This window comes from Methylobacterium sp. D54C, assembly GCF_053345595.1.
Window position 1 is genome coordinate 111874 of sequence record NZ_JBKFAK010000015.1, and the last position, 19570, is coordinate 131443.

Sequence of the window (19570 nt, forward strand, 5' to 3'; positions counted from 1 at the left end):
CGGGATGGCTGCCGGACGGGGGCGGCCTCGCGACCTGACGGATTATTGCGGCGGCCGTGAGGCTGCGTCCTGCCCGCCCGCCGCCCGCGCGGAGGCGCCCCCTCCCCCGCGGACGGGCATCGCCGGGACGACGGCGCGGCCGCACCGCCGCCGGTTCCCCTCAGGCCGCGGGTTCCGGCTCCCGCTCGGCATCCGCCGGCACGGGCGCGACGACCGCGCTGTTCTCCACGGCGATCACCGCGTCGAACGGCGCGGCGCACTCGGCGAGGCCCGTCTCGGACAGGCAGACGATGAGGCCGCGCCCGGCCCGCGCCTGCCGCAGCTGGGCGAGACGCTCGCGCGCGCCCTCGGCCTTCCGCTCGTCCATCGCGACCGCCACCACGAGGATGTCGGGGTCGCGGGCGAGGCACCGGCTCAGCTCGATCGCCACCCGCTCGCGGGCGTTGATCGCGCCGTCCGCCAGCGCCCCGGTGCTGGGCTGGATCTCGACCTTGCTGTCGAGGCCGAGGCCGTAGACCGAGGCCTCGAGGCCCTCGTCGGCCAGCACCCGGCGCACCAGTTCGCGCACCCGCGGCTCGGCATTGGCCTCGCCGAGGCTGATCCGGCCGAACAGCAGGTTCTCCTCCAGGCTCGCGGCCGGATTGACCCGCGAGGGATCGTGGAAGACCACCGCGCCGGCGAGGTGGGCCGGCAGCATCCGGGCGAAGGACCGGCGCGCCTGCACGAGGCGCTCCTCGAACGGGCCGTCGATCAGGCCGAAGCGGTGGCGGGACTCGTTGTAGCGCAGCGCGAGGCCGATCAGCCGCGCGCGGTCGCGCTGGCCCGCCGGTCCCCGCCGCAGGCTCGCCGCGCCTGGCAGGCGCGCCACGAGATCCTCGAAATAGCCCCGCTCGGCCGCCTGGAACAGCGAGTAGGCGTCGAACAGGGGGTGGTCGTTGGGCAGGTCGGCGAAGATCTCCACCGTGCTGCGGGCCACCGACAGGCCGATCTCGGTGAGCGGCCGGACCAGCCCCTCGGCCTCCAGGACCGCCCGCAGGTAGGGGTGGCGGGCGAAGCGCAGGGGCGCGAAGGTGCCGCCCACCGGCTCGCCGAACAGGATGTTCTCGCCGATGCTCGCCTGATTGTTGTAGCGGTCGGGGTCGAAGGGCTCGACGAGGCGCTCGGCGCCCTTGGCGGCCAGCGCCACCCGCATGGTGCGGCGCGCGGCGACGATCGCGGCGGCGAGCCGCGGCTGGGCGGCCGGGTCGAGCCGCCCGGTCAGCCCGCGGGCGTACACGAAGCCGTCGAGGCCGGTGAGCCGGCTGATCCCGATCAGCGCGATGTCGTCGGGCGCGGTCGCCGGATCGGTGCCGTAGAGCAGGTTCTGCCGGAGGGAGCCCTCCATCAGGATCGCCTCGCCCGACGTGAAGGCGATCCGCCGGGCGCGCTCGGCGGCGTCGAAGTCGCGCAGGTCCGTGCCCGCGTAGGTGACGGCGCCGGCCGTCGGCTCGACCTGGCCGGCCAGCACCGCCGCGAGCGCGCGGGCGCCGCTGCCGCGGCTGCCCGTGATCGCCACGTGCCCCGGCATCGACACGGCCACGTCGACGCCGGTCAGGCGCTCGCCCGTGGCCGGATCGAAGGCGCCGACGCCCTCGGTGGCCAGGATTCCGGACCGGGGCAGCGGCAGGGCGGCGGCGCCGCTGCGGGCGGCCCGGGCCCGCCGCCCCTCGAGGGCCGCGATGGTGCGGGCGAGGTCGCGCAGCCGCGGGCGCACCGACCTGCGGACCATCCAGAGACGCGCGCAGATCGCCGCGAGCCAGCCGGCGAGCCCGAAGGCGCCCACGGCCGCCACGAGGGCGGCCGGATCCACCGGGGCCGCGGGCGGCTGGCCCGGTCCCGAGCGCCACAGCGCGGTGCCGGCGGCGATCGCCGGAAGGATCACCGCCAGGGCCAGGGCCGGCGCCCGGGCATAGGCCAGCCGCGCCTCGGCGCGCCCGACATTGGCCCGCATCGCGGCGACGCGGGCGGCGATCCGGCGGCGCTCGATGGCCGCCGCGCCGTGGTTGCGCACGGCGGGCAGCCGCCGGACGAGGTCGTTCAGGCTCTCCTCGGCGCGCGCGCTCGAGCGCAGGCGCAGATCGTGCCGGTCGCGCGCGCGCTCGAGCACCAGCCCGTAGGCGAGGCCGATCGCCGCGAGGCCGATCACCGCCGCGGGGACCAGCCTGGGCGCGGCGAGCGCCGCGAAGCCGAGGGCCAGGATCAGGGCCGCGAGGGTCATCGCCGGCAGCACGATGCCGGCGGCCAGCAGGCGGTCGGCCCGGGCCAGCACCTCGCCGACGATCCGGGTGAGGCCGCGCGCCTCGTCCCGGGCGCCCGCGGGGGCGTCGAGGATCGCCTGAAGTACGCCCTCGCGGACGGCGTCCCCGGCCCTGTTCTGCGCCTTGAAGCACAGGCGCGCCACGAACCAGCCGACCCCCGCCAGCGCCAGGGCGCAGACCGCGATGCACAGGAAGGCCGTGAGTTCGAGTTCGGCGGGGCGCATCGGGATGCCGGGGACGAGCACCAGTTCCCGGCCTGGGAGCTCCGCCGCCACGCGCAGGAACGGGAGGACCGGCGCCTCGTCGCGCGGCAGGACCGCGATCAGGTCGCGCAGGCACAGGAGCGCGAGCGCGCAGAGCGGCGCGCCGACCCCGACCGCGAGGGCCGCCGCGACGGTGTGCTGCGGCCGCGCGGCGCGCCACGTCAGGAGGAGAGGATCGGATTCCATGCGTCTCCGGACAGCATCGGGCGGGTCCGCCGCGGTCCGCCGCCGTCCGCGGCATAGGCCTTCGGGGCCGCGGCGGAAAGGGCGGCCGGCGCGGCCCGGCCCCGTGCGACATGTCGGCCGGACTGATCCAAGTTCTAGCCCTGGTCTGGAAGCGCTCTAGGTTCGATTCCCTGCACGCGGCGCGATCCGGAGCGTGCCGCGAGGTCCGGTCGCCGCGTCCGCCCGGACCGCATCGCGTGGGCGTGCCGGCGCAGCCGATCTCGGGCGGGACCAGAGGATGGGGTGACGCGTGCGGCGAGGGGCTGAGCAGACCGAAGGGCACGGCACGGCCGGCTCGACGTCCGGGACGGCCTGATGGCGCAGCTGTTCACTCCCGGCGCCGACGCGCTCTACCGCCTCGCGCTGATGACCGGCGTGGCCTGCCTAGTGGGCGTCCCGGTCCTGGCGGCCGGGATCGTGCGCTCGAACTACGTCACGGGCGTCGGGATCGCGCCGGCCCAGCCGCTGCCGTTCAGCCACAAGCACCATTCCGGCGAGCTCGGCATCCAGTGCCGCTACTGCCACACCACGGTCGACCGGGAGGCCACCGCCGGCATCCCGCCGACGCACACCTGCATGACCTGCCACTCGCAGATCTGGACCGGCTCCGAGATGCTCAAGCCGGTGCGCGACAGCTACGCGCAGGACAAGCCGCTGGAATGGAAGCGGCTGAACAAGCTGCCGCAATACGTCTACTACAACCACTCCGTCCACGTGACGAAGGGGATCGGCTGCTCGACCTGCCACGGCGACGTCACGTCGATGCAGATGACCTACCGGGCCAACGCCTTCGAGATGCAGTTCTGCCTCGATTGCCACCGGGCCCCGGAGAAATACGTCCGCACGCCGGATCAGGTCTGGAACATGACCTGGAAGCCGCCGGCCGATCAGGCGAGTCTGGGCCCGAAGCTCGTGGCCCAGTACCATATCCGCGGCGGGGAGCGGCTGACCGAATGCGGGATCTGCCACCGATGACCGGCGCCCCCGACATCGCGGCCCTGCGCGAAAAACTCGCCGGCGGCGACGGACCGCGCTTCTGGCGCAGCCTCGACGCCGTGGCCGACAGCCCCGAGTTCCGCGCCTACCTGGCGGCCGAGTTCCCGTCGGCGTCCCGGCTCGCCGCTGCCCCGGAGCGGCGCGGCTTCCTGAAGCTCATGGCCGCCTCCTTCGCGCTGGGCGGCCTCACCGCCTGCGGCGGGGGCAGCGGCCGCGACTACGAGGTGCCCTACGTCAACCAGCCCGAGCGGATCGTGCCCGGCACGGACCTGTCCTACGCCTCCTCGGCGGTGTTCGACGGCTTCGGCAACGGCGTCCTGGTCACCACCCGCAACGGCCGCCCCCTGAAGATCGAGGGCAACCCCGAGCATCCCTGGAGCCGCGGCGGCACCGACGTGCTGGCCCAGGCCTCGGTCCTCGGGCTCTACGACCCGTTCCGCTCCCAGGCGGTGCAGCATCTCGGCCGGCCGAGCTCCTGGCCGGCGTTCCGGGCGGATCTCCAAGCGCGGATGCCGGGCTGGCGCGAGAGCCGGGGCGAGGGTCTCGCCCTGCTCACCGGCCCGGTGACGTCGCCCGGCGTGGCGGCCCAGATCGCGCGGCTGCGGGCCGCCTACCCGGCTCTGCGCTGGTACACCGGCGCCGGGGCCGGCCGCGGCGGGATCTACGAGGGCGCCCGCCAGGCCTACGGCCGGCCGCTGGAGACCATCCCGGATTTCGGCCGCGCCCGCACCATCGTGGCGCTGGACGGCGATTTCCTGGACCTCGGGCCCGGCCAGGTCGGCCTGGCGCGGCGCTGGAGTGAGGCGCGGCGCGCGGCCTACGCGGAGGGGCGCCTCCTCACCCTCCACGCGGCGGCGCCGACGCCGACGCTGACCAGCGCCAAGGCGGATTACGGTCTCGCGGTCCCGGCCGGCCGGCTGGAGGACCTCGCCCGGGACCTCCTCGCCCTGGCCGCCGGCGGCGCGGCGCCGGCGGGCGACGACCCCGTCGCGCGCTGGACGCGGGGTGCCGGCACGGCGCTCGCCGAGGCCCGGGGAAGCGGCATCGTCACCGCCGGCCTGACCGCGAGCCCGGAACTGCACGCGCTGGTCCACCGCCTCAACGCCGCCCTCGGCAACACCGGGGCGACCCTGGTCCACACCGCGCCCGCGGAGGAGACCGGCGCCGGGACCCTGGCAGAGCTCGCGGAGGCCATGGATCAGGGTGCCGTCAAGGCGCTCGTCGTGCTCGGCGCCAACCCGGTCTACGAGGCGCCGGGCGCCCTCGATTTCGCCGCCCGGATGGCGCGCGTCCCGCTCAAGATCCACGCGGGACTCTACTACGACGAGACCGGCGCGCACGCCGACTGGCACCTGCCCGCCGCCCACCCGCTGGAATCCTGGGGCGACATCCGGTCCCTCGACGGGACCGTGGGGCTGATCCAGCCGACCGTCGCGCCCCTCTACAACGGTCGGACGCCCTCGGAGATGCTGGCCTTCCTGGCCGGCGGCGAGGGCGGGGAGAGCGGCCAGGACGCCCTCGACCTTCTCAAGGCGGGGGCGCGCAGCGCCGGCGAGGACGACGCGGCCTTCGAGGCCCGCTTCACCGAGGCCCTGCGCCTCGGCTTCTGGGCGGGCAGCGCGCGCCCGGCCGAGACCGTCGCGCTGACGCAGGCGGCGGCCCCCGCGGTCGCTCCATCTCCCGCGTCCGCCGGCGAGGTCGAGGTGCTGTTCCGGCCCGATCCGACGATCTGGGACGGCACCCACGCCGACCTCGCGTGGCTGCAGGAACTCCCGAAGCCGCTGACCAAGGTGGTCTGGGAGAACGTGGTCGCGGTGAGCCCGCGCCTCGCCGAGCGCGCGGGCATCGCGACCGGCGACATCCTGCGGGTCGAGGCCGGCGGCCGCGCGGTCGAGGGGCCGGCCTGGATCCTGCCCGGCCAGGCCGCCGACACCGTCACCCTCACCCTGGGCTACGGCCGCGACGTGCCGGACCACCTCGCCCGCGGCCTCGGCTACGATTCCGCGCCCCTGCGCCCGGCCGGTTCGACCTGGCGCCTCGTCGGCGCACGGCTGACGAAGACCGGCCGCGTGCGCAAGCCGGTGACCACCCAGCATCTCGGCACGATGGAGGGGCAGGACCTCGTGCGCGTCCAGGCGCTCGGCGCCGCGCCCGCGGGCGACCCGAAGGGTGCGCCGACCCCCGCCTCGTTCTACCCGCCCCCGGAGAGCCAGGACCGCTGGGTCGCCGCGCAGTGGGGCATGGCCATCGACCTCGACGCCTGCATCGGCTGCAACGCCTGCGTCACCGCCTGCCAGGCGGAGAACAACATCCCGGTGGTCGGGCGCGAGGAGGTCGCGCTCGGCCGCTGGATGGGCTGGCTGCGGGTCGACCGCTACTACGCGGGCGGCCTCGACGCCCCGACCACGCATTTCCAGCCGGTGCCCTGCATGCATTGCGAGCAGGCGCCCTGCGAGCTCGGCTGCCCCGTCGAGGCGACGCTCCACGACAGCGAGGGCCTGAACCTGCAGGTCTACAACCGCTGCGTCGGCACCCGGACCTGCCAGAGCTACTGCCCCTACAAGGTCCGGCGCTTCAACTACCGCGACTATACCGGCGGCACGACCCCGGTGGAGCAGCAGCAGCGCAACCCCGAGGTCACGGTCCGGTCCCGCGGCGTGATGGAGAAGTGCACTTACTGCATCCAGCGGATCACGGCGGCGCGGATCACCTCGGCCAAGGACGCCCACGCGCCGATCCCCGACGGGAGCGTCGAGACCGCCTGCCAGGACGCCTGCCCGACCCGGGCGATCACCTTCGGCAACGTTGCCGACCCGGGGAGCCAGGTCTCGGCCGCCCGCCGGGACACGCGGGAATACGCGCTCCTCGGGCATCTCAACACGCGGCCGCGCACCACTTACCTCGCCGGGCTCGCCCCGGCCGCCGATCCCAACGGACGGGAGGGCTGAGCATGTCCGGCGCCCTGATCCGGCCCGACGCGACCCTCGAGGACATCGGCGGCGCGGTCGCGGAGATCCCGCTGACGCATCCCGGTAACCGCCGCTGGTGGATCGCCTTCGCGGGGGCGGCCTCGCTCCTCGGCCTGTTCGTCCTCACCCTCGGCTACCTGCTCTACGCCGGCCCCGGCATCTGGGCGAACAACAACGCCGTCGTCTGGGCGCTGGACATCGCGAGCTACGACTGGTGGATCGGCGTCGCCTCCGGCAGCCTGCTGGTCTCGGCGATCCTGCTCCTGCTCGGCGCGGAGTGGCGCGGGGCGGTGAACCGCGTCGCCGAGACCCTGGCGCTGCTCGCCACCGCGGCCGCCGGCCTCTACCCGATCATCCATCTCGGGCGGCCCTGGTTCTTCTTCTGGAACCTGCCCTACCCCAACACCTACGATCTCTGGCCGCAGTTCCGCTCGCCGCTCCTGTGGGACGCGATCGACATCGTGTCGTTCCTGGTGATCTGCGTCAGCCTCTGGTTCATCGGCCTGCTGCCGGACCTCGCGACGCTGCGCGACCGGGCCCACGTCGAGGCGCTCCGCCAGTTCGACGCGAAGGCGCCGACCCGCAAGCTCGCCCTCCTGCGCGCGCAGGTCTACGGCATCCTCGCCTCGGGCTGGCGCGGCTCGGCGGCCCACTGGCAGATCTGGGTCCAGGCCTACCGGACGGTGGCGCTCCTCGGCGTGCTGCTGGTGGTCTCGGTCCAGACCGGGGCCTCGGTCATGCTGGCGGGCTCGCTGATGCCCGGCTGGCACAGCACGCTGCTGCCGGTGAGCTTCCTGGTCAACGCGGTCTATTCGGGCGTCGGCGTCACGGCGGTGACCGTGATGCTGATCCGCCTCGTCTACGGCCTCGACGCCCTGGTGACGGACCGCCATCTCGACGTCCTCGGGCGGCTGCTGCTCTGCCTCGGCTGCGCCAGCGCCTACTGCTACGCGGCCGAGTACTTCGACACCTTCCTCAACGGCGACGCCGAGGGGCGCGGCGTCCTGGTCCGGCGCATGACCGGCGACCACGCCCTGGTGTCCTGGACGGCGGTCCTGTGCCTCGTCCTGCCCGCGCAGATCCTGTGGTCGGCCCGCGCCCGCACGGCGCCGCCGGCGATCGCGGCGGTGGGGCTCCTCGTGGCGATCGGTGCCTACGCCGACCACGTCATGGTCCTGGTCGTCACCCTGACGCAGGACTTCCTGCCCTCCTCGAGGCTGCCCTACACGACCGACATCTGGGGCATCGCCACCTTCGCGGGCTCGACCGGGCTGTTCCTGACCCTGCTGCTCCTGTTCCTGCGCTACCTGCCGGCCGTCTCGATCGTCGAGAGCCGCCGCCTCGCCCTGACGGCGTCGCCGGCCGCGCAGGAGGCCGCCCGCGCGGCCGCGTCCGGGGCCACGGGTCGCCCCGAGGAGAACCCGGTCACCGCGCCCCTGTGGGGCGTGTCGGCTACCTTCGCGAGCCAGGGCGACCTCGCTGCCGCCCTCCAGGCGGTCTCCGGGATCGGCCCGGACCACGTCCATCTCGACGGGCACGGACCGGTGCCGATGCCCCGCACCCTGCGGCCCCTGGGCCTGGAGGGGCGCTCGATCCTGCCCTACGCCCTCGCCGGGGCCCTGCTCGGTGGCTTCGGCTTCTTCGCGCTGTGCGTCTACGCCACGGCCTACGACTACGTGTTCCTGATCGGCGGCCGCCCGCGCCTGTCCTGGCCGTCCTTCGTGGTCCCGAGCGTCTCCTTCGCGATGATGGCGGGCTGCGTGGCGATCCACCTCGCGCTCCTCGTGCTCAACCGCCTGCCCCGGCTGAACCATCCGGCCTTCAACATCCCGGGCTTCCTGCGCGCCTCGGAGGACCGGTTCTTCCTCTCCGCCGAGGCGCGGGGCGACCGGTTCGACGCGGCGCGGATCGAGCGGCGGCTCGCCTCCCTGCCGGCCGAGGCCGGGCGCCCCCTCGAGATCCGGCGGATCCCGCGATGAGGCGCGCCGTCCGCCGCACCGCCCGCCGCGCCGGGCCACGCGCCCTCCTCGCCTGCCTGACCCTCGCGCCGCTCGCCGCCTGCGGCGAGGCCGACATGGCCGATCAGGCCCGGGCCAAGACCTGGGACAAGAACCCGTTCTTCCCCCGCGAGATCACGATGCGCCAGCCGGTGGCCGGGACCGTGCCGCGGATCGATCCGGCCCGCGCGGCGCCGCAGCCGCAGGCGATCAGCCGGGCGCTGCTCGACCAGGGCCGCGAGCGCTACGGCGTGTTCTGCACCCCCTGCCACGGGCAGGACGGCCGCGGCGCCGGGATGATCGTGGCCCGGGGCTTCCCGTCCGCCGGCGACCTCACCGCCGGGCCGGTGCGCGCGGCCTCCGCGTCCGACCTGTACGACGCCATCTCGAACGGCCGGAAGGCGATGTTCGGCATGGCCCAGATGATCCCCTCCGCCGACCGCTGGGCGATCGTCGCCTACGTCCGCGCCCTCCAGTTGAGCCAGGACGCCCCTGTGGCGAGCCTGCCCGAGGCGGATCGCGCGCGGCTGGAGGCGACGCGGTGAGGCGCCCCGCCCTGCTCGGCCTCGCCGGCCTCGTCCTCCTGGCCGTCTGCCTGATCGCGGGCGGCTGGCGCGGAGCCGCGGCCTCGTATCTCGCGGCGTGGCTGGTCCTCCTCGCTCTGCCGGTCGGTGCCCTGCCGGTGGTCATCGTGGCCGAGCGCTTCGGCAAGCGGGTCCGCGAGCGCGGCGGCATCGAGATGCTGGCGGGCCTGCGCCGGCTGACGGCTCTGATGCCGGTCGCGGCCGCGCTGGCGCTGCCGCTGCTGGCCGCCGCGCCGCTGCTCTATCCGTGGGTGAGCGCCCCGGCGCGCACGCCGCTGGCCGCCCTGTGGTTCACGGTGCCGTTCTTCGCGGTCCGGGTCATCGCCTACCTCGCGGCCTGGACCTGGCTGGCGCTGCGGTTCGCCAGGCCGTTCGACGCGCCCGGCGAGGGGCGGACCGTGCCGGCGGTGGGGCTGCACGCGGTCATCGGCACGCTGTTCGTCACCGACGTCGTCGCCTCCCTGGATCCGCGGCTCGACTCCACCCTCCTGGGTCTCCTGGTGATGACGGCGTGGAGCGGCCTCGCCTTCGCGGCGGCGATCCTGCTGGCCTGGGAGGAGCCGGAGCCCGTGGGGCGCGGCCGCACGGCCCCCGGCCGGGGCCGGCTCGTCCCGCTCGTCGTCCTCCTCGGCCTCTGGGCCTACATGCACTTCGTGCAGTTCCTGATCGTCTGGTCGGCCAACCTGCCGCCCGAGGTGGCGTGGTACCTCGCCCGCGGCGGCTGGGTCGGGCGGGCCCTGGCGATCGTGGCCGGCGCGGTCGTGGTCCTGGCCGGTCTCGCGACCCTGCGGCCGGGCCGCCCGACCACCCGGATCCTGGCCGGCGCGGCGCTCGCCGTCCACGCCCTGGAGATGTTCTGGCTGATCACCCCGGCGGTGCGCGACCGCTTCGTCCTCCGGCCGAGCGACGTGCTGGCCGCCGGCGCCGTGGCCTGCCTCGCGGCCGCTTTGCGCCCGCTGATGCGTCCGCGCGCCAACCGCGCGGCCTCCGCGGCCCGCCGCGCCGGGAGGCCGGCATGAGCGCGGACGGACCCACCGGCCTGATCCCGGCGATCCTCGCGGGGCTGACCCTGCGCGGCAGCGGCCTCCTGAACGGGCGGCCGCCGCGCCCGGCGGCCAACACGCAGCGCCATCCCGACGATCCCGGGCACGAGACGCGCGACGTCAACGTCCGCAACACCGTGCTGGTGATGGCGGGCCTCGCGCTCGCGGCGCTGGCGGTCGTCGGCGCGATGGTCTGGCTGATGGGCACCTTCGCGGCGAGCCAGCGCCGGGCGCTGCCCGCCCTGACGCCGCAGCAGACGACGCGGCTGGCGCCGCCGCCGCCGAACCTGCAGGCCGACCCCTACGCCGACCTCGACCGCGAGCGGGCCGAGACCGCGGCGCGCCTCTCCGGCTACGGCTACCGGGACGAGGCCCGCACCCGCGCCCGCATCCCGATCGGGCGCGCCATGGACCTGACCGTCGGCCGCTCCCTCGAACCGGCGGAGCCCGCTGCGCGATGACGCCGAGCCACGATTCCCTCCAGCTCTGGCCCGCCGCGGTCTCCGCCACGGCGATCGAGACCGATTGGCTGATCCTGGCCTTCACCGTCCTGACGCTGCTGCTGACCGTGCCGGTCTTCGTGGCGATCACCTACTTCGCCCTGCGCTACCGCGAGGGCTCCGAGGCGGACCGGAGCCCCTCGGGCATCCGGTCGAACCTCATCGAGATCAGCTGGATGCTGATCCCGTTCCTGCTGACGCTGATCTTCTTCGTCTGGGGCGCCCGGCTGTTCGTCGAGTCGAAGAACCCGCCCCCAGACGCCATGGTGGTCGAGGTGATCGGCCGGCAGTGGATGTGGAAGTTCCAGCACCCGACGGGCCAGTCCGAGATCAACAACCTGCACCTGCCGATCGGCCAGCCGATCCGGCTGCACATCATCAGCCAGGACGTGATCCACGCCCTCTACCTGCCGGCCGTGCGGATGCAGGTGGCGGCCCTGCCCGACCGCTACACCGACCTGTGGTTCAAGGCCGAGAAGACCGGCACCTACCATCTCTACTGCTCGGAATATTGCGGCACCGACCATTCCGTGATGGGCGGCGAGGTCACCTTCATGAATCCCGGCGACTACCAGGACTGGCTGACCCACGCCGGCGCGCAGCAGGGCAAGGTCGCGGCGGGCCGGGCGCTCTACGAGGCCTATGGCTGCGCCGGCTGCCACGACCCCGGTTCGTCCGTGAAGGCGCCGAGCCTCGCGGGCCTCTACGGCAGCCAAGTCAAGCTCGCGGACGGGCGCACCGTCACCGCCGACGACGCGTGGCTGCGCGAGAAGATCCTGAACCCGAACGGTGACCGGCTCGCCGGCGGTGGCAAGCAGGTGATGCCGAGCTTCGCCGGCCGGATCCCGGCGGACGAACTCGGCACGCTGATCGATTTCCTGAAATCCTACGCGGGTCCGGCCTCCGGCAAGGCCGCGGACGCGACGCTGCCGGGAGCGACACGATGAGCGCATCGGGCAGCGTCGGCGGCACCGCCCGCCGGGAACCCCACGCCCCGGAATCCACGATCGGGCGAAAATCCGACTACCTGCACGCGCAATCGACCCTGCGCTCGTGGTTCCTCACCACCGATCACAAGCGCATCGCGATCCTCTACCTCGCCTCGATCACCGGCTTCTTCGTGATCGGGGCCCTGGCGGCCGGCGTGGTGCGCCTCGCGCTCGTCGTGCCGAACGGCGCGATCATGACCAACGACACCTACAACAAGGCCTTCACCATCCACGGGGTGGTGATGGTCTGGTTCTTCCTGATCCCGTCGATCCCCGCGACCTTCGGCAACTTCCTGATCCCGCTGATGATCGGGGCCAAGGACCTCGCCTTCCCGAAGCTCAACCTGACGAGCTGGTACGTGTTCATGGCCGGCGCCCTGTTCACCCTGGTCTCGGTGGTGCTCGGCGGCGTCGACACCGGCTGGACCTTCTACGCGCCGCTCTCCACCGCCTTCTCGAACACCTGGGTGCTGCCGGCGCTGATCGGCGTCACGATCGTGGGCTTCTCGTCGATCCTGACCGGGCTCAATTTCGTGGTCACGATCCACACCATGCGGGCTCCCGGCATGACGTGGTTCAAGCTGCCGATCTTCGTCTGGTCGCACTACGCCACGAGCCTGATCTTCCTGCTGGCCACCCCCGTCATCACCACCGCGCTGATCCTGCTGATCGCGGAGCGTGCCTTCCACATCGGCGTGTTCGACCCGGCCTACGGCGGCGACCCGGTGCTGTTCCAGCACCTGTTCTGGTTCTACTCGCACCCGGCCGTCTACATCATGGTCCTGCCCGGCATGGGGGTGATCTCCGAGATCGTCCCGGCCTTCGCGCAGAAGAAGCTGTTCGGCTACCGCTTCGTCGCCTACGCCTCGATCGGGCTGGCCTCGGTGACCTTCTTCGTGTGGGGCCACCACATGTTCGTCAACGGCCAGAGCGACCTGGCCTCGCTGGTGTTCTCGGCCCTGTCCTTCGCGGTCGCGGTGCCCTCGGCCGTGAAGGTCTACAACTGGACCGCCACGATCCATAAGGGCGCGCTGCGCCTCGACACGCCGATGCTCTACGCGATGGGCTATATCGGCCTGTTCGTGCTCGGCGGCCTCACCGGCCTCTACCTCGCGACGCTCGCCATCAACCAGCACATCCACGCGACCTACTTCGTGGTCGCGCATTTCCACTACATCATGGTCGGCGGCACGGTGCTGGCCTTCCTCGGCGGCCTGCACTTCTGGTGGCCGAAATTCACCGGCCGGATGTACAGTGAGCCCTGGGGGCGGGTCTCGGCGCTGCTGATCTTCCTCGGCTTCAACGTGACCTTCTTCCCGCAGTTCATCCTCGGCTATCTGGGGATGCCGCGCCGCTACGCGACCTACCCGGCCGAGTTCCAACTCCTGAACGTCCTGTCCTCGGCCGGCGCCACGATCCTGGCGGCGGGCTACCTCTTCCCGATGCTCTACCTCGTCTATTCCCTGTGGTTCGGGCGGAAGGCGCCCGCCAATCCGTGGAACGCGAAGGGGCTCGAGTGGGAGACGTCGTCCCCGCCCCCGACGCACAACTTCCTGTCCCCGCCGGAGGTGCCGCGCATCCCCTACGACTACCCGATCCAGGCCCAGGAAGCCCGGGACCAGCACGGATGAGCGAGCCCCTCGCCGACGGCGTCGGGGTCGCCCGCGCCCACCATTTCGAGAGCGTGGCGCAGCAGCGCGAGGCGGCGACGCTCGGAATCTGGGCGTGGCTGATCACCGAGCTGCTGCTGTTCGCGGCCCTGTTCCTGGTGGCGCTGATCACCCGGATCCAGCACCCCGAGGCGACGGTCGCGGCGGCCAAGCACCTGAAGTTCTGGATCGGGGCCACCAACACCGTGGTGCTGATCTGCTCCAGCCTGACCATGTCGATGGCGATCGAGTTCTCGCGCATGGGTTGGCAGCGCGCCATGGTCCGGGCGATGCTGGCGACCGCGGCTTTGGGTGGCCTGTTCCTCGTGCTCAAGGGCTACGAGTACTACGCCGACTGGGCCGAGCACATGATGCCGTTCCTCAGCGACAGGCCCTTCGCCCTCGCCGAGACGCCGGCGGCGCGGCTGTTCGTGAACCTCTACTACGTCGCCACGCTGCTCCACGCGCTGCACCTGTTCACCGGCATCGCGCTCCTGCTCGGCATGACGTGGATGGCCGCCAGGGCCGGGTTCCTCGCCCGGCACCAGAACTGGATCGAGGTCTACGGCCTGTACTGGCACTTCATCGATCTGGTCTGGATCCTCGCCTTCCCGATCCTCTACGTGGTGAACCGGTAGGATGCGGAACCCCCTCGCGACCCTGAGCGCCGACGACCGCGCCCTGCTCCGGAAGCGCCTGCGCACGCCCGTCCTCACCTTCCTGGCGCTGCTCGCCCTGCTCGCCGTCAACGTGACGCTGGGCGCCACCCTTCCCTTCGCGCAGGTCTGGATCGTGGAGCTCGCGGTCGTCGCCGTGATGGTGGCGCTGATCCTCCTCGTCTCCATGGAGGTGATCCACGAGCCGCCGCTGATCCGGCTGTTCTCGGGGCTCGGCTTCTTCTGGGTCGCCATCATGGTCGGCATGACGCTGACCGACTATCTCGCCCGCTGACCCGCGCGAAAGCCGTTGTCCGGACGGCCGAACGCTCCTAAACGGGGCCGCTTCCCCGCATGGCCCGGCTGAAAGACGATGTGCGAACTGCTCGGCATGAGCGCCAACGTGCCGACCGACATCCGCTTCTCCTTCGCGGGCCTCGCCCGGCGCGGCGGCGAGACCGGGCCGCACGCCGACGGCTGGGGTATCAGCTTCTACGACGGCCGCACCTGCCGCAGTTTCCACGAGCCGGAGCCCAGCGCCCGCTCGCAGCTCGCCCGGCTCCTGCGCGACATGCCGATCAAGAGCCGGATCGTGGTCGCCCATGTCCGCAAGGCCAATCGCGGCCGGGTCAGCCTGGAGAACACCCACCCGTTCTCCCGGGAATTGTGGGGCCGCCGCTGGACCTTCGCGCATAACGGTCAGCTCAAGGGCGTGAAGCGGCTGCCGCTGGGCGGCTTCATGCCGATCGGCTCCACCGACAGCGAGCACGCCTTCTGCTGGATGCTCGGCCGGCTCCAGGCCCGGTTCCGCGCCCTGCCCCGTCCCGAGACCCTCGACCGGGCGGTGGCCGACCTCGCGGGCGAGCTGCACGCGCTCGGCGTGTTCAACATGCTGCTCACCGACAGCCGCACCCTCTACGCCCATTGCGGCAAGCGCCTCTGCTACCTCACCCGCTGCGCCCCCTTCGGGAAGGCCACCCTGATCGACGAGGACTGGCAGGTGGATTTCGCCCAGGAGACCACCGAGCACGACGTGGTGACGGTCATCGCCACGCAGGCGCTGACCCGGGACGAGTGCTGGACCGATCTCGCCCGCGGCGACGTCCTGACCCTGCGCGACGGGGCGATCCGGCTGTTGAGACCGGCCAACTTAGCTTAAGTGTGTTTTGCCCGAGGGTGCATGGCCGCGGCCGATGCGCTAGAATCCCGGTAACAGGAGCGCATCGGCCGGACCTCACCACCGGTTCGAGCCGGCAAGCGCTCCGCCTCGACCCGCTCGGGACCACAGGTCGAGCCACGATGAGTTGACGAGCGCGATACGCATGACCCGCGACGACACCGACACCGTCCTGTCCCAGGAGGACGGGACTCGGGATGGCCGCCCGAACTTGGCGCCCGGCATCCGCACGCATCTCGGGGAGCACCTGCGCACGGTCTACGACCGGATCGGCGAGGAGACGCTGCCGTCCCGCTTCGCCGAGCTGATCGAGAAGCTCGAGGCGGCGCTGCGCGCCCGGGGCGAGGCGATCGAGCCCGAATTCCGCAACGGCCTGCTCGCGGCCGTGCCGTCGCTGCGCGCCTTCGCGCTGTCGCTGACCTCGAACCCGGCCCGCTCGGACGACCTCGTCCAGGACACCCTGCTGAAGGGCTGGCAGCACCGCGCCCGGTTCCAGCCGGGGACGAACCTGAACGCGTGGCTGTTCACGATCCTGCGCAACATCTTCTACTCGGACCACCGCAAGCGTGTCCGCGAGGTCGAGGATCAGGACGGGTCCTACGCGGCCCGGCTCGCCACCGCGCCGCACCAGGGCGACAGGCTCGACGTCGAGGACCTGCAGTCGGCGCTCGCCAAGCTGCCGCCGGACCAGCGCGAGGCGCTGGTGCTGGTCGGCGCCGAGGGCGTCTCCTACGAGGAGGCCGCGACGATCATGGGCTGCAAGGTCGGCACCGTGAAGAGCCGCGTCAGCCGCGCCCGCGGCCGCCTCGCGGAGCTCCTGGGCTACGACGAGGAGGATCTCGGCTCCGACCGGTTCATCCAGTCGGCGATGCCCAAGGACGCGTAGGCGGCCGGCCAGCCACGGTCCGGCAGTCAACAAAAAAAGATGCATCCGATTCCGGTAATCGGGCGTTACCGGCCCGAGCTTCGCTGCGCCTGCGCGGCGAAACACCACGGAACGGAGACGCACCGCATGACCTTCAAGACCCTCATCGCCGCCTCGGCCCTCGCCCTCTCGCTGCCGCTGGCCGCCCAGGCCCAGGGCACCATCCCGGGCGCCGAGCGCGGCGCGGCCGCGGGTGCCGACGCGGCGGGCCCGATCGGCGGCATCGTCGGCGGCGCGGTCGGCGCGGCCACCGGCACGGTGGGCGGCATCCTCGGCGTCGACATGGCCCCGCGCTTCCGCAGCTACGTCCGCGAGCGCAACGTCCGCTCGTACGACTACGACGGCCGCGTTGCCGTCGGCACCACCCTGCCGAACTCGGGCGTGACCTACTACGATGTGCCGAGCGAGTACCGCGTGCAGCCGGGCTACCGCTACACCGTGGTGAACGACCGCCCGGTGCTGGTCGACCGCGGTCACCGCATCGTCGAGGTCATCGACTAAGACCCTGGGCCGGTCTCGTGCCGGCCCGAACGCCCCCGGAGCTTGGCTCCGGGGGCATTCCCGCAGACGCGGCCGCCGGCGCAACGCTTCATCCGTCCGGCCGTTGAGGAACGGTTCGACCCGTGAGGCGATCATGAGCGACAATTCCGCCGATCCGAAATCCACGCTCCCCGAGCCGGTGCGCGACCATCTCGGCCAGCAGCTGCGCAGCGTCCTGCCGGTCGGGACCGACAAGCCGCGCTTCCTGGGCGACGACCCGGTGCCGGACGCGTTCGAGCCGCAGATCCGCAGGCTCGAGACCCGCCTGAAGACCCACGAGGAGGGCACCGGCGCCGTCGGGCAGGCCCTCGACCAGATCCTCGACGCCTTCGGGGTGAAGCCGCGGGACGACGACACGCGCGCGGGCTGAGCCGTCAGACGCGCGGCTTCGTCGCGAGGATATCGCGGATCTCGGAGAGCAGCTTCACGTCGGCCGGCACCTCGTCGGGCTTCTTGACCTCGGCGTGCTGCAGACGATTCATCGCCCGGATCACCAGGAACAGCACGAAGGCGACGATGGCGAAGTTGAGCGTCAGCGTCAGGAACTGGCCGTAGCCGAGAACGGCGCCCTGCTTCTTCGCGTCCACGTAGGGCAGACCGGCCTGCACCTTGGACGAGAGCGGGATGTAGTAGTTCGAGAAATCGAGCCCGCCCGTGATCGCGCCGATCACCGGCATGAAGATGTCCTGCACGGCCGAATTGACGATGGCCCCGAAGGCCGCGCCGATGATCACGCCGACCGCGAGATCGACCACGTTCCCGCGCAGCGCGAACTTCTTGAATTCCTCGAGCATCTCCGAGATCCCCTCCGCGAACGCTGCCAAGGTAGGGGAGAATCCCGCGGCGGCCAGCGCCCGGTCCGGCTAGACGGCCGGCGGCCTCGCCTCCGCGCCGCTCTCGGGCTGCGCGTCCGCCCCGGCCGCGGGCCGCTCCCCGGCCGGGAGCGCCGGCTCCGCCTTGAGCCGCCGGCGATACTGGGCGGCGACGACCGGGATGGTCAGCAGGTAGCCGCCGCTCACCGCCACGAGCGCCTCGAACGGGTAACTGATCAGGATGCCGAAGGCCGCGACGCCGAACAGGAAGATCGGGAGGACGAGGCTGCGCGGCACCCGCTTGCCCATGGTCTTGCCCGAGTAGGTCGGGACCGTGGAGACCACCAGGAGGGCGATGCACAGCACGTAGATCAGGACCGCCGGCGCGGCCCAGGTCTCGATGCCGAAGCCCAGGAAGTGCAGGTAGAGCGGCAGCATCGCGGTGAGCGCCCCCGCCGGCGCCGGCATGCCGACGAAGAAGTCCTTCTTCCATTCCGGCCGGTTCGGGTCGTCCAGCATCGCGTTGAAGCGGGCGAGGCGGAGCGCCATGGCGATGGCGAAGATCAGCGCCACGATCCAGCCCACCGACTTCAGGTGGAACAGCACGAAGCCGTAGAGGATCAGGGCCGGGGCGCAGCCGAAATTCACGAAGTCGGCGAGCGAGTCGAGCTCCGCGCCGAAGCGCGACGTGCCCTTGAGCAGCCGCGCCACCCGCCCGTCGATGCCGTCGAGCACGCCGGCCACCACTACGGCGATGACGGCGGGCTCGAACTTGCCCTCGAAGGCGAGCCGGATCGCCGTCAGCCCTAGGCAGAGCGCCATCAGGGTGATCATGTTGGGCGCGATCATCCGGAACGGAACCGGCTTGAACCGGCGCGGCCGCGGCTCGTTCGGGTCGGGCGCGAAGGGCGGGAAGAGATCGTCCATGGCCGCCTCAGATCCGCTTGAACAGCCGCTCCGGGCCGCCGCCGAGATCGGCCAGCACCGTCTCGCCGGCCACCGCCTTCTGGCCGAGGCCGACCAGCACGGTCGAGCCGGCCGGCAGGTACACGTCCACCCGCGAGCCGAAGCGGATCAGGCCGAACCGCTCGCCGACGCCGAGCACGTCGCCCGCCGCGACGAAGCCGACGATGCGCCGCGCCACGAGGCCGGCGATCTGCACCACGCCGACCCGCTTCGGCTGGCCGGCATGGGTCGTCTCGATGACCATGCCGTTGCGCTCGTTGTCGTCGCTGGCCTTGTCGAGCTCGGCGTTGAGGAACAGGCCCGGCGTGTAGTGGATCTGGCCGATCCGGCCCGCCACCGGCACCCGGTTCACGTGGCAGTCGAACACGTTCATGAACACGGAGACCCGCAGGGTCGGCACCTGCGGCAGGTCGAGCTCGGGCGGCGGCAGGACGGTGGCGATGAGGTTCACGCGCCCGTCGGCGGGCGAGATCACGAGCCCGTCCGCCACCGGGGTGACGCGCTCCGGATCGCGGAAGAAGTAGCAGACCCAGAGGGTGAGGATCAGGAAGATCCAGCCGAAGAACTGGGAGAAGTAGCCGGCCAGCACCGTCAGCACGATGCCGATCAGGATGAAGGGATAGCCCTCCTTGTGGATCGGCACGAGCGTCCGGCGGATCGTCTCGATCAGGTCGGTCATGGGCTCTTCGGACTCGAGGATGTCGCGCGCGGGCGGGCGGACGTGTCGGACGGGCGGATGGCAGTCCGCCGGGCCGCCGTCAACTTTCCAGGGGTCGCGGGTCGCCGCGGGCCGGAGCGCCCGCTCCGGCCGGGGGGCGCTCCGGCGCCGATTCGGGCGCGAAACGCCGAGGCTCGCGGACACGCGTGATCGTCCCCGCGCGCGCGTGGCGCCGGGGGCATGGCCCGGGAGGCGAGCACGAGGGACGCGGGACGCCGCGGGAACCCAGGTGTCGGCCAAGTACGCGCGGGATCCGATCCCCGC

At 72.5% G+C, this 19570-nt stretch carries 18 protein-coding genes; 14 read left to right on the forward strand and 4 right to left on the reverse strand.

The features are described 5' to 3' along the window. Positions 1-160: 160 nt before the first annotated feature. Complete coding sequence (locus ACLBYB_RS23325) at positions 161-2746, reverse strand: ABC transporter ATP-binding protein (protein WP_447700198.1); 2586 nt, start codon at positions 2744-2746, stop codon at positions 161-163. A 354-nt stretch (positions 2747-3100) separates the two neighbouring features. Between ACLBYB_RS23325 and ACLBYB_RS23330 the strand changes: the two genes are divergently transcribed. From ACLBYB_RS23330 to ACLBYB_RS23395, 14 genes are all read left to right on the forward strand, one after another. Beyond that, positions 3101-3760: a cytochrome c3 family protein gene (locus ACLBYB_RS23330; RefSeq protein ID WP_020092384.1), complete on the forward strand. Its 660-nt coding sequence runs from the start codon at positions 3101-3103 to the stop codon at positions 3758-3760. Next, entirely contained in the window at positions 3757-6729 is a 2973-nt protein-coding gene (locus ACLBYB_RS23335) for a TAT-variant-translocated molybdopterin oxidoreductase (RefSeq protein ID WP_447700199.1), read from the forward strand. Before ACLBYB_RS23330 ends, ACLBYB_RS23335 begins: the two co-directional genes overlap by 4 nt. 2 nt (positions 6730-6731) lie before the next feature. Next, entirely contained in the window at positions 6732-8729 is a 1998-nt protein-coding gene (locus tag ACLBYB_RS23340; RefSeq protein WP_447700200.1) for a quinol:electron acceptor oxidoreductase subunit ActD, read from the forward strand. Beyond that, entirely contained in the window at positions 8726-9292 is a 567-nt protein-coding gene (locus ACLBYB_RS23345) for a c-type cytochrome (RefSeq protein WP_447700201.1), read from the forward strand. Before ACLBYB_RS23340 ends, ACLBYB_RS23345 begins: the two co-directional genes overlap by 4 nt. Continuing rightward, on the forward strand, positions 9289-10350 hold the full coding sequence (locus ACLBYB_RS23350; RefSeq protein WP_447700202.1) for a hypothetical protein: 1062 nt from the start codon (positions 9289-9291) through the stop codon (positions 10348-10350). Before ACLBYB_RS23345 ends, ACLBYB_RS23350 begins: the two co-directional genes overlap by 4 nt. Continuing rightward, positions 10347-10835, forward strand: coding sequence for a hypothetical protein (locus ACLBYB_RS23355; RefSeq protein ID WP_447700203.1), 489 nt, complete (start codon positions 10347-10349; stop codon positions 10833-10835). The genes ACLBYB_RS23350 and ACLBYB_RS23355 overlap by 4 nt, the downstream gene beginning before the upstream one ends. After that, a complete protein-coding gene (gene coxB / locus ACLBYB_RS23360; protein WP_020092378.1) occupies positions 10832-11821 on the forward strand; it encodes a cytochrome c oxidase subunit II in 990 nt (329 codons plus the stop codon). The genes ACLBYB_RS23355 and coxB overlap by 4 nt, the downstream gene beginning before the upstream one ends. Further along, a complete protein-coding gene (locus ACLBYB_RS23365; protein ID WP_447682746.1) occupies positions 11818-13494 on the forward strand; it encodes a cytochrome c oxidase subunit I in 1677 nt (558 codons plus the stop codon). Before coxB ends, ACLBYB_RS23365 begins: the two co-directional genes overlap by 4 nt. Further along, a complete protein-coding gene (locus ACLBYB_RS23370) occupies positions 13491-14150 on the forward strand; it encodes a cytochrome c oxidase subunit 3 (RefSeq protein WP_056523414.1) in 660 nt (219 codons plus the stop codon). The genes ACLBYB_RS23365 and ACLBYB_RS23370 overlap by 4 nt, the downstream gene beginning before the upstream one ends. Position 14151: 1 nt before the next feature. Continuing rightward, the gene (locus ACLBYB_RS23375; RefSeq protein ID WP_020092375.1) at positions 14152-14463 is read left to right on the forward strand and encodes a hypothetical protein; all 312 of its coding nucleotides are present in this window, start codon (positions 14152-14154) and stop codon (positions 14461-14463) included. 78 nt (positions 14464-14541) lie between these two features. Then, complete coding sequence (locus tag ACLBYB_RS23380) at positions 14542-15327, forward strand: class II glutamine amidotransferase (protein ID WP_020092374.1); 786 nt, start codon at positions 14542-14544, stop codon at positions 15325-15327. A 163-nt stretch (positions 15328-15490) separates the two neighbouring features. Next, positions 15491-16231, forward strand: a complete 741-nt coding sequence (locus tag ACLBYB_RS23385) for a NepR family anti-sigma factor (protein WP_020092373.1) — start codon at positions 15491-15493, stop codon at positions 16229-16231. A 126-nt stretch (positions 16232-16357) separates the two neighbouring features. After that, complete coding sequence (locus ACLBYB_RS23390; protein WP_020092372.1) at positions 16358-16771, forward strand: DUF1236 domain-containing protein; 414 nt, start codon at positions 16358-16360, stop codon at positions 16769-16771. A gap of 133 nt (positions 16772-16904) precedes the next feature. Next, on the forward strand, positions 16905-17180 hold the full coding sequence (locus ACLBYB_RS23395; RefSeq protein WP_427508212.1) for a hypothetical protein: 276 nt from the start codon (positions 16905-16907) through the stop codon (positions 17178-17180). A 4-nt stretch (positions 17181-17184) separates the two neighbouring features. Here the strand turns inward: ACLBYB_RS23395 and mscL are convergent, their stop codons facing one another. The 3 genes from mscL to ACLBYB_RS23410 all read right to left on the reverse strand — a co-directional run bounded on the left by mscL (position 17185) and on the right by ACLBYB_RS23410 (position 19267). Beyond that, positions 17185-17604, reverse strand: a complete 420-nt coding sequence (gene mscL / locus ACLBYB_RS23400; protein ID WP_447700204.1) for a large conductance mechanosensitive channel protein MscL — start codon at positions 17602-17604, stop codon at positions 17185-17187. 69 nt (positions 17605-17673) lie between these two features. Then, a complete protein-coding gene (locus tag ACLBYB_RS23405; protein WP_020092369.1) occupies positions 17674-18549 on the reverse strand; it encodes a CDP-alcohol phosphatidyltransferase family protein in 876 nt (291 codons plus the stop codon). Positions 18550-18556: 7 nt separating this feature from the next. Beyond that, entirely contained in the window at positions 18557-19267 is a 711-nt protein-coding gene (locus ACLBYB_RS23410) for a phosphatidylserine decarboxylase (RefSeq protein WP_020092368.1), read from the reverse strand. Positions 19268-19570: the final 303 nt, after the last annotated feature.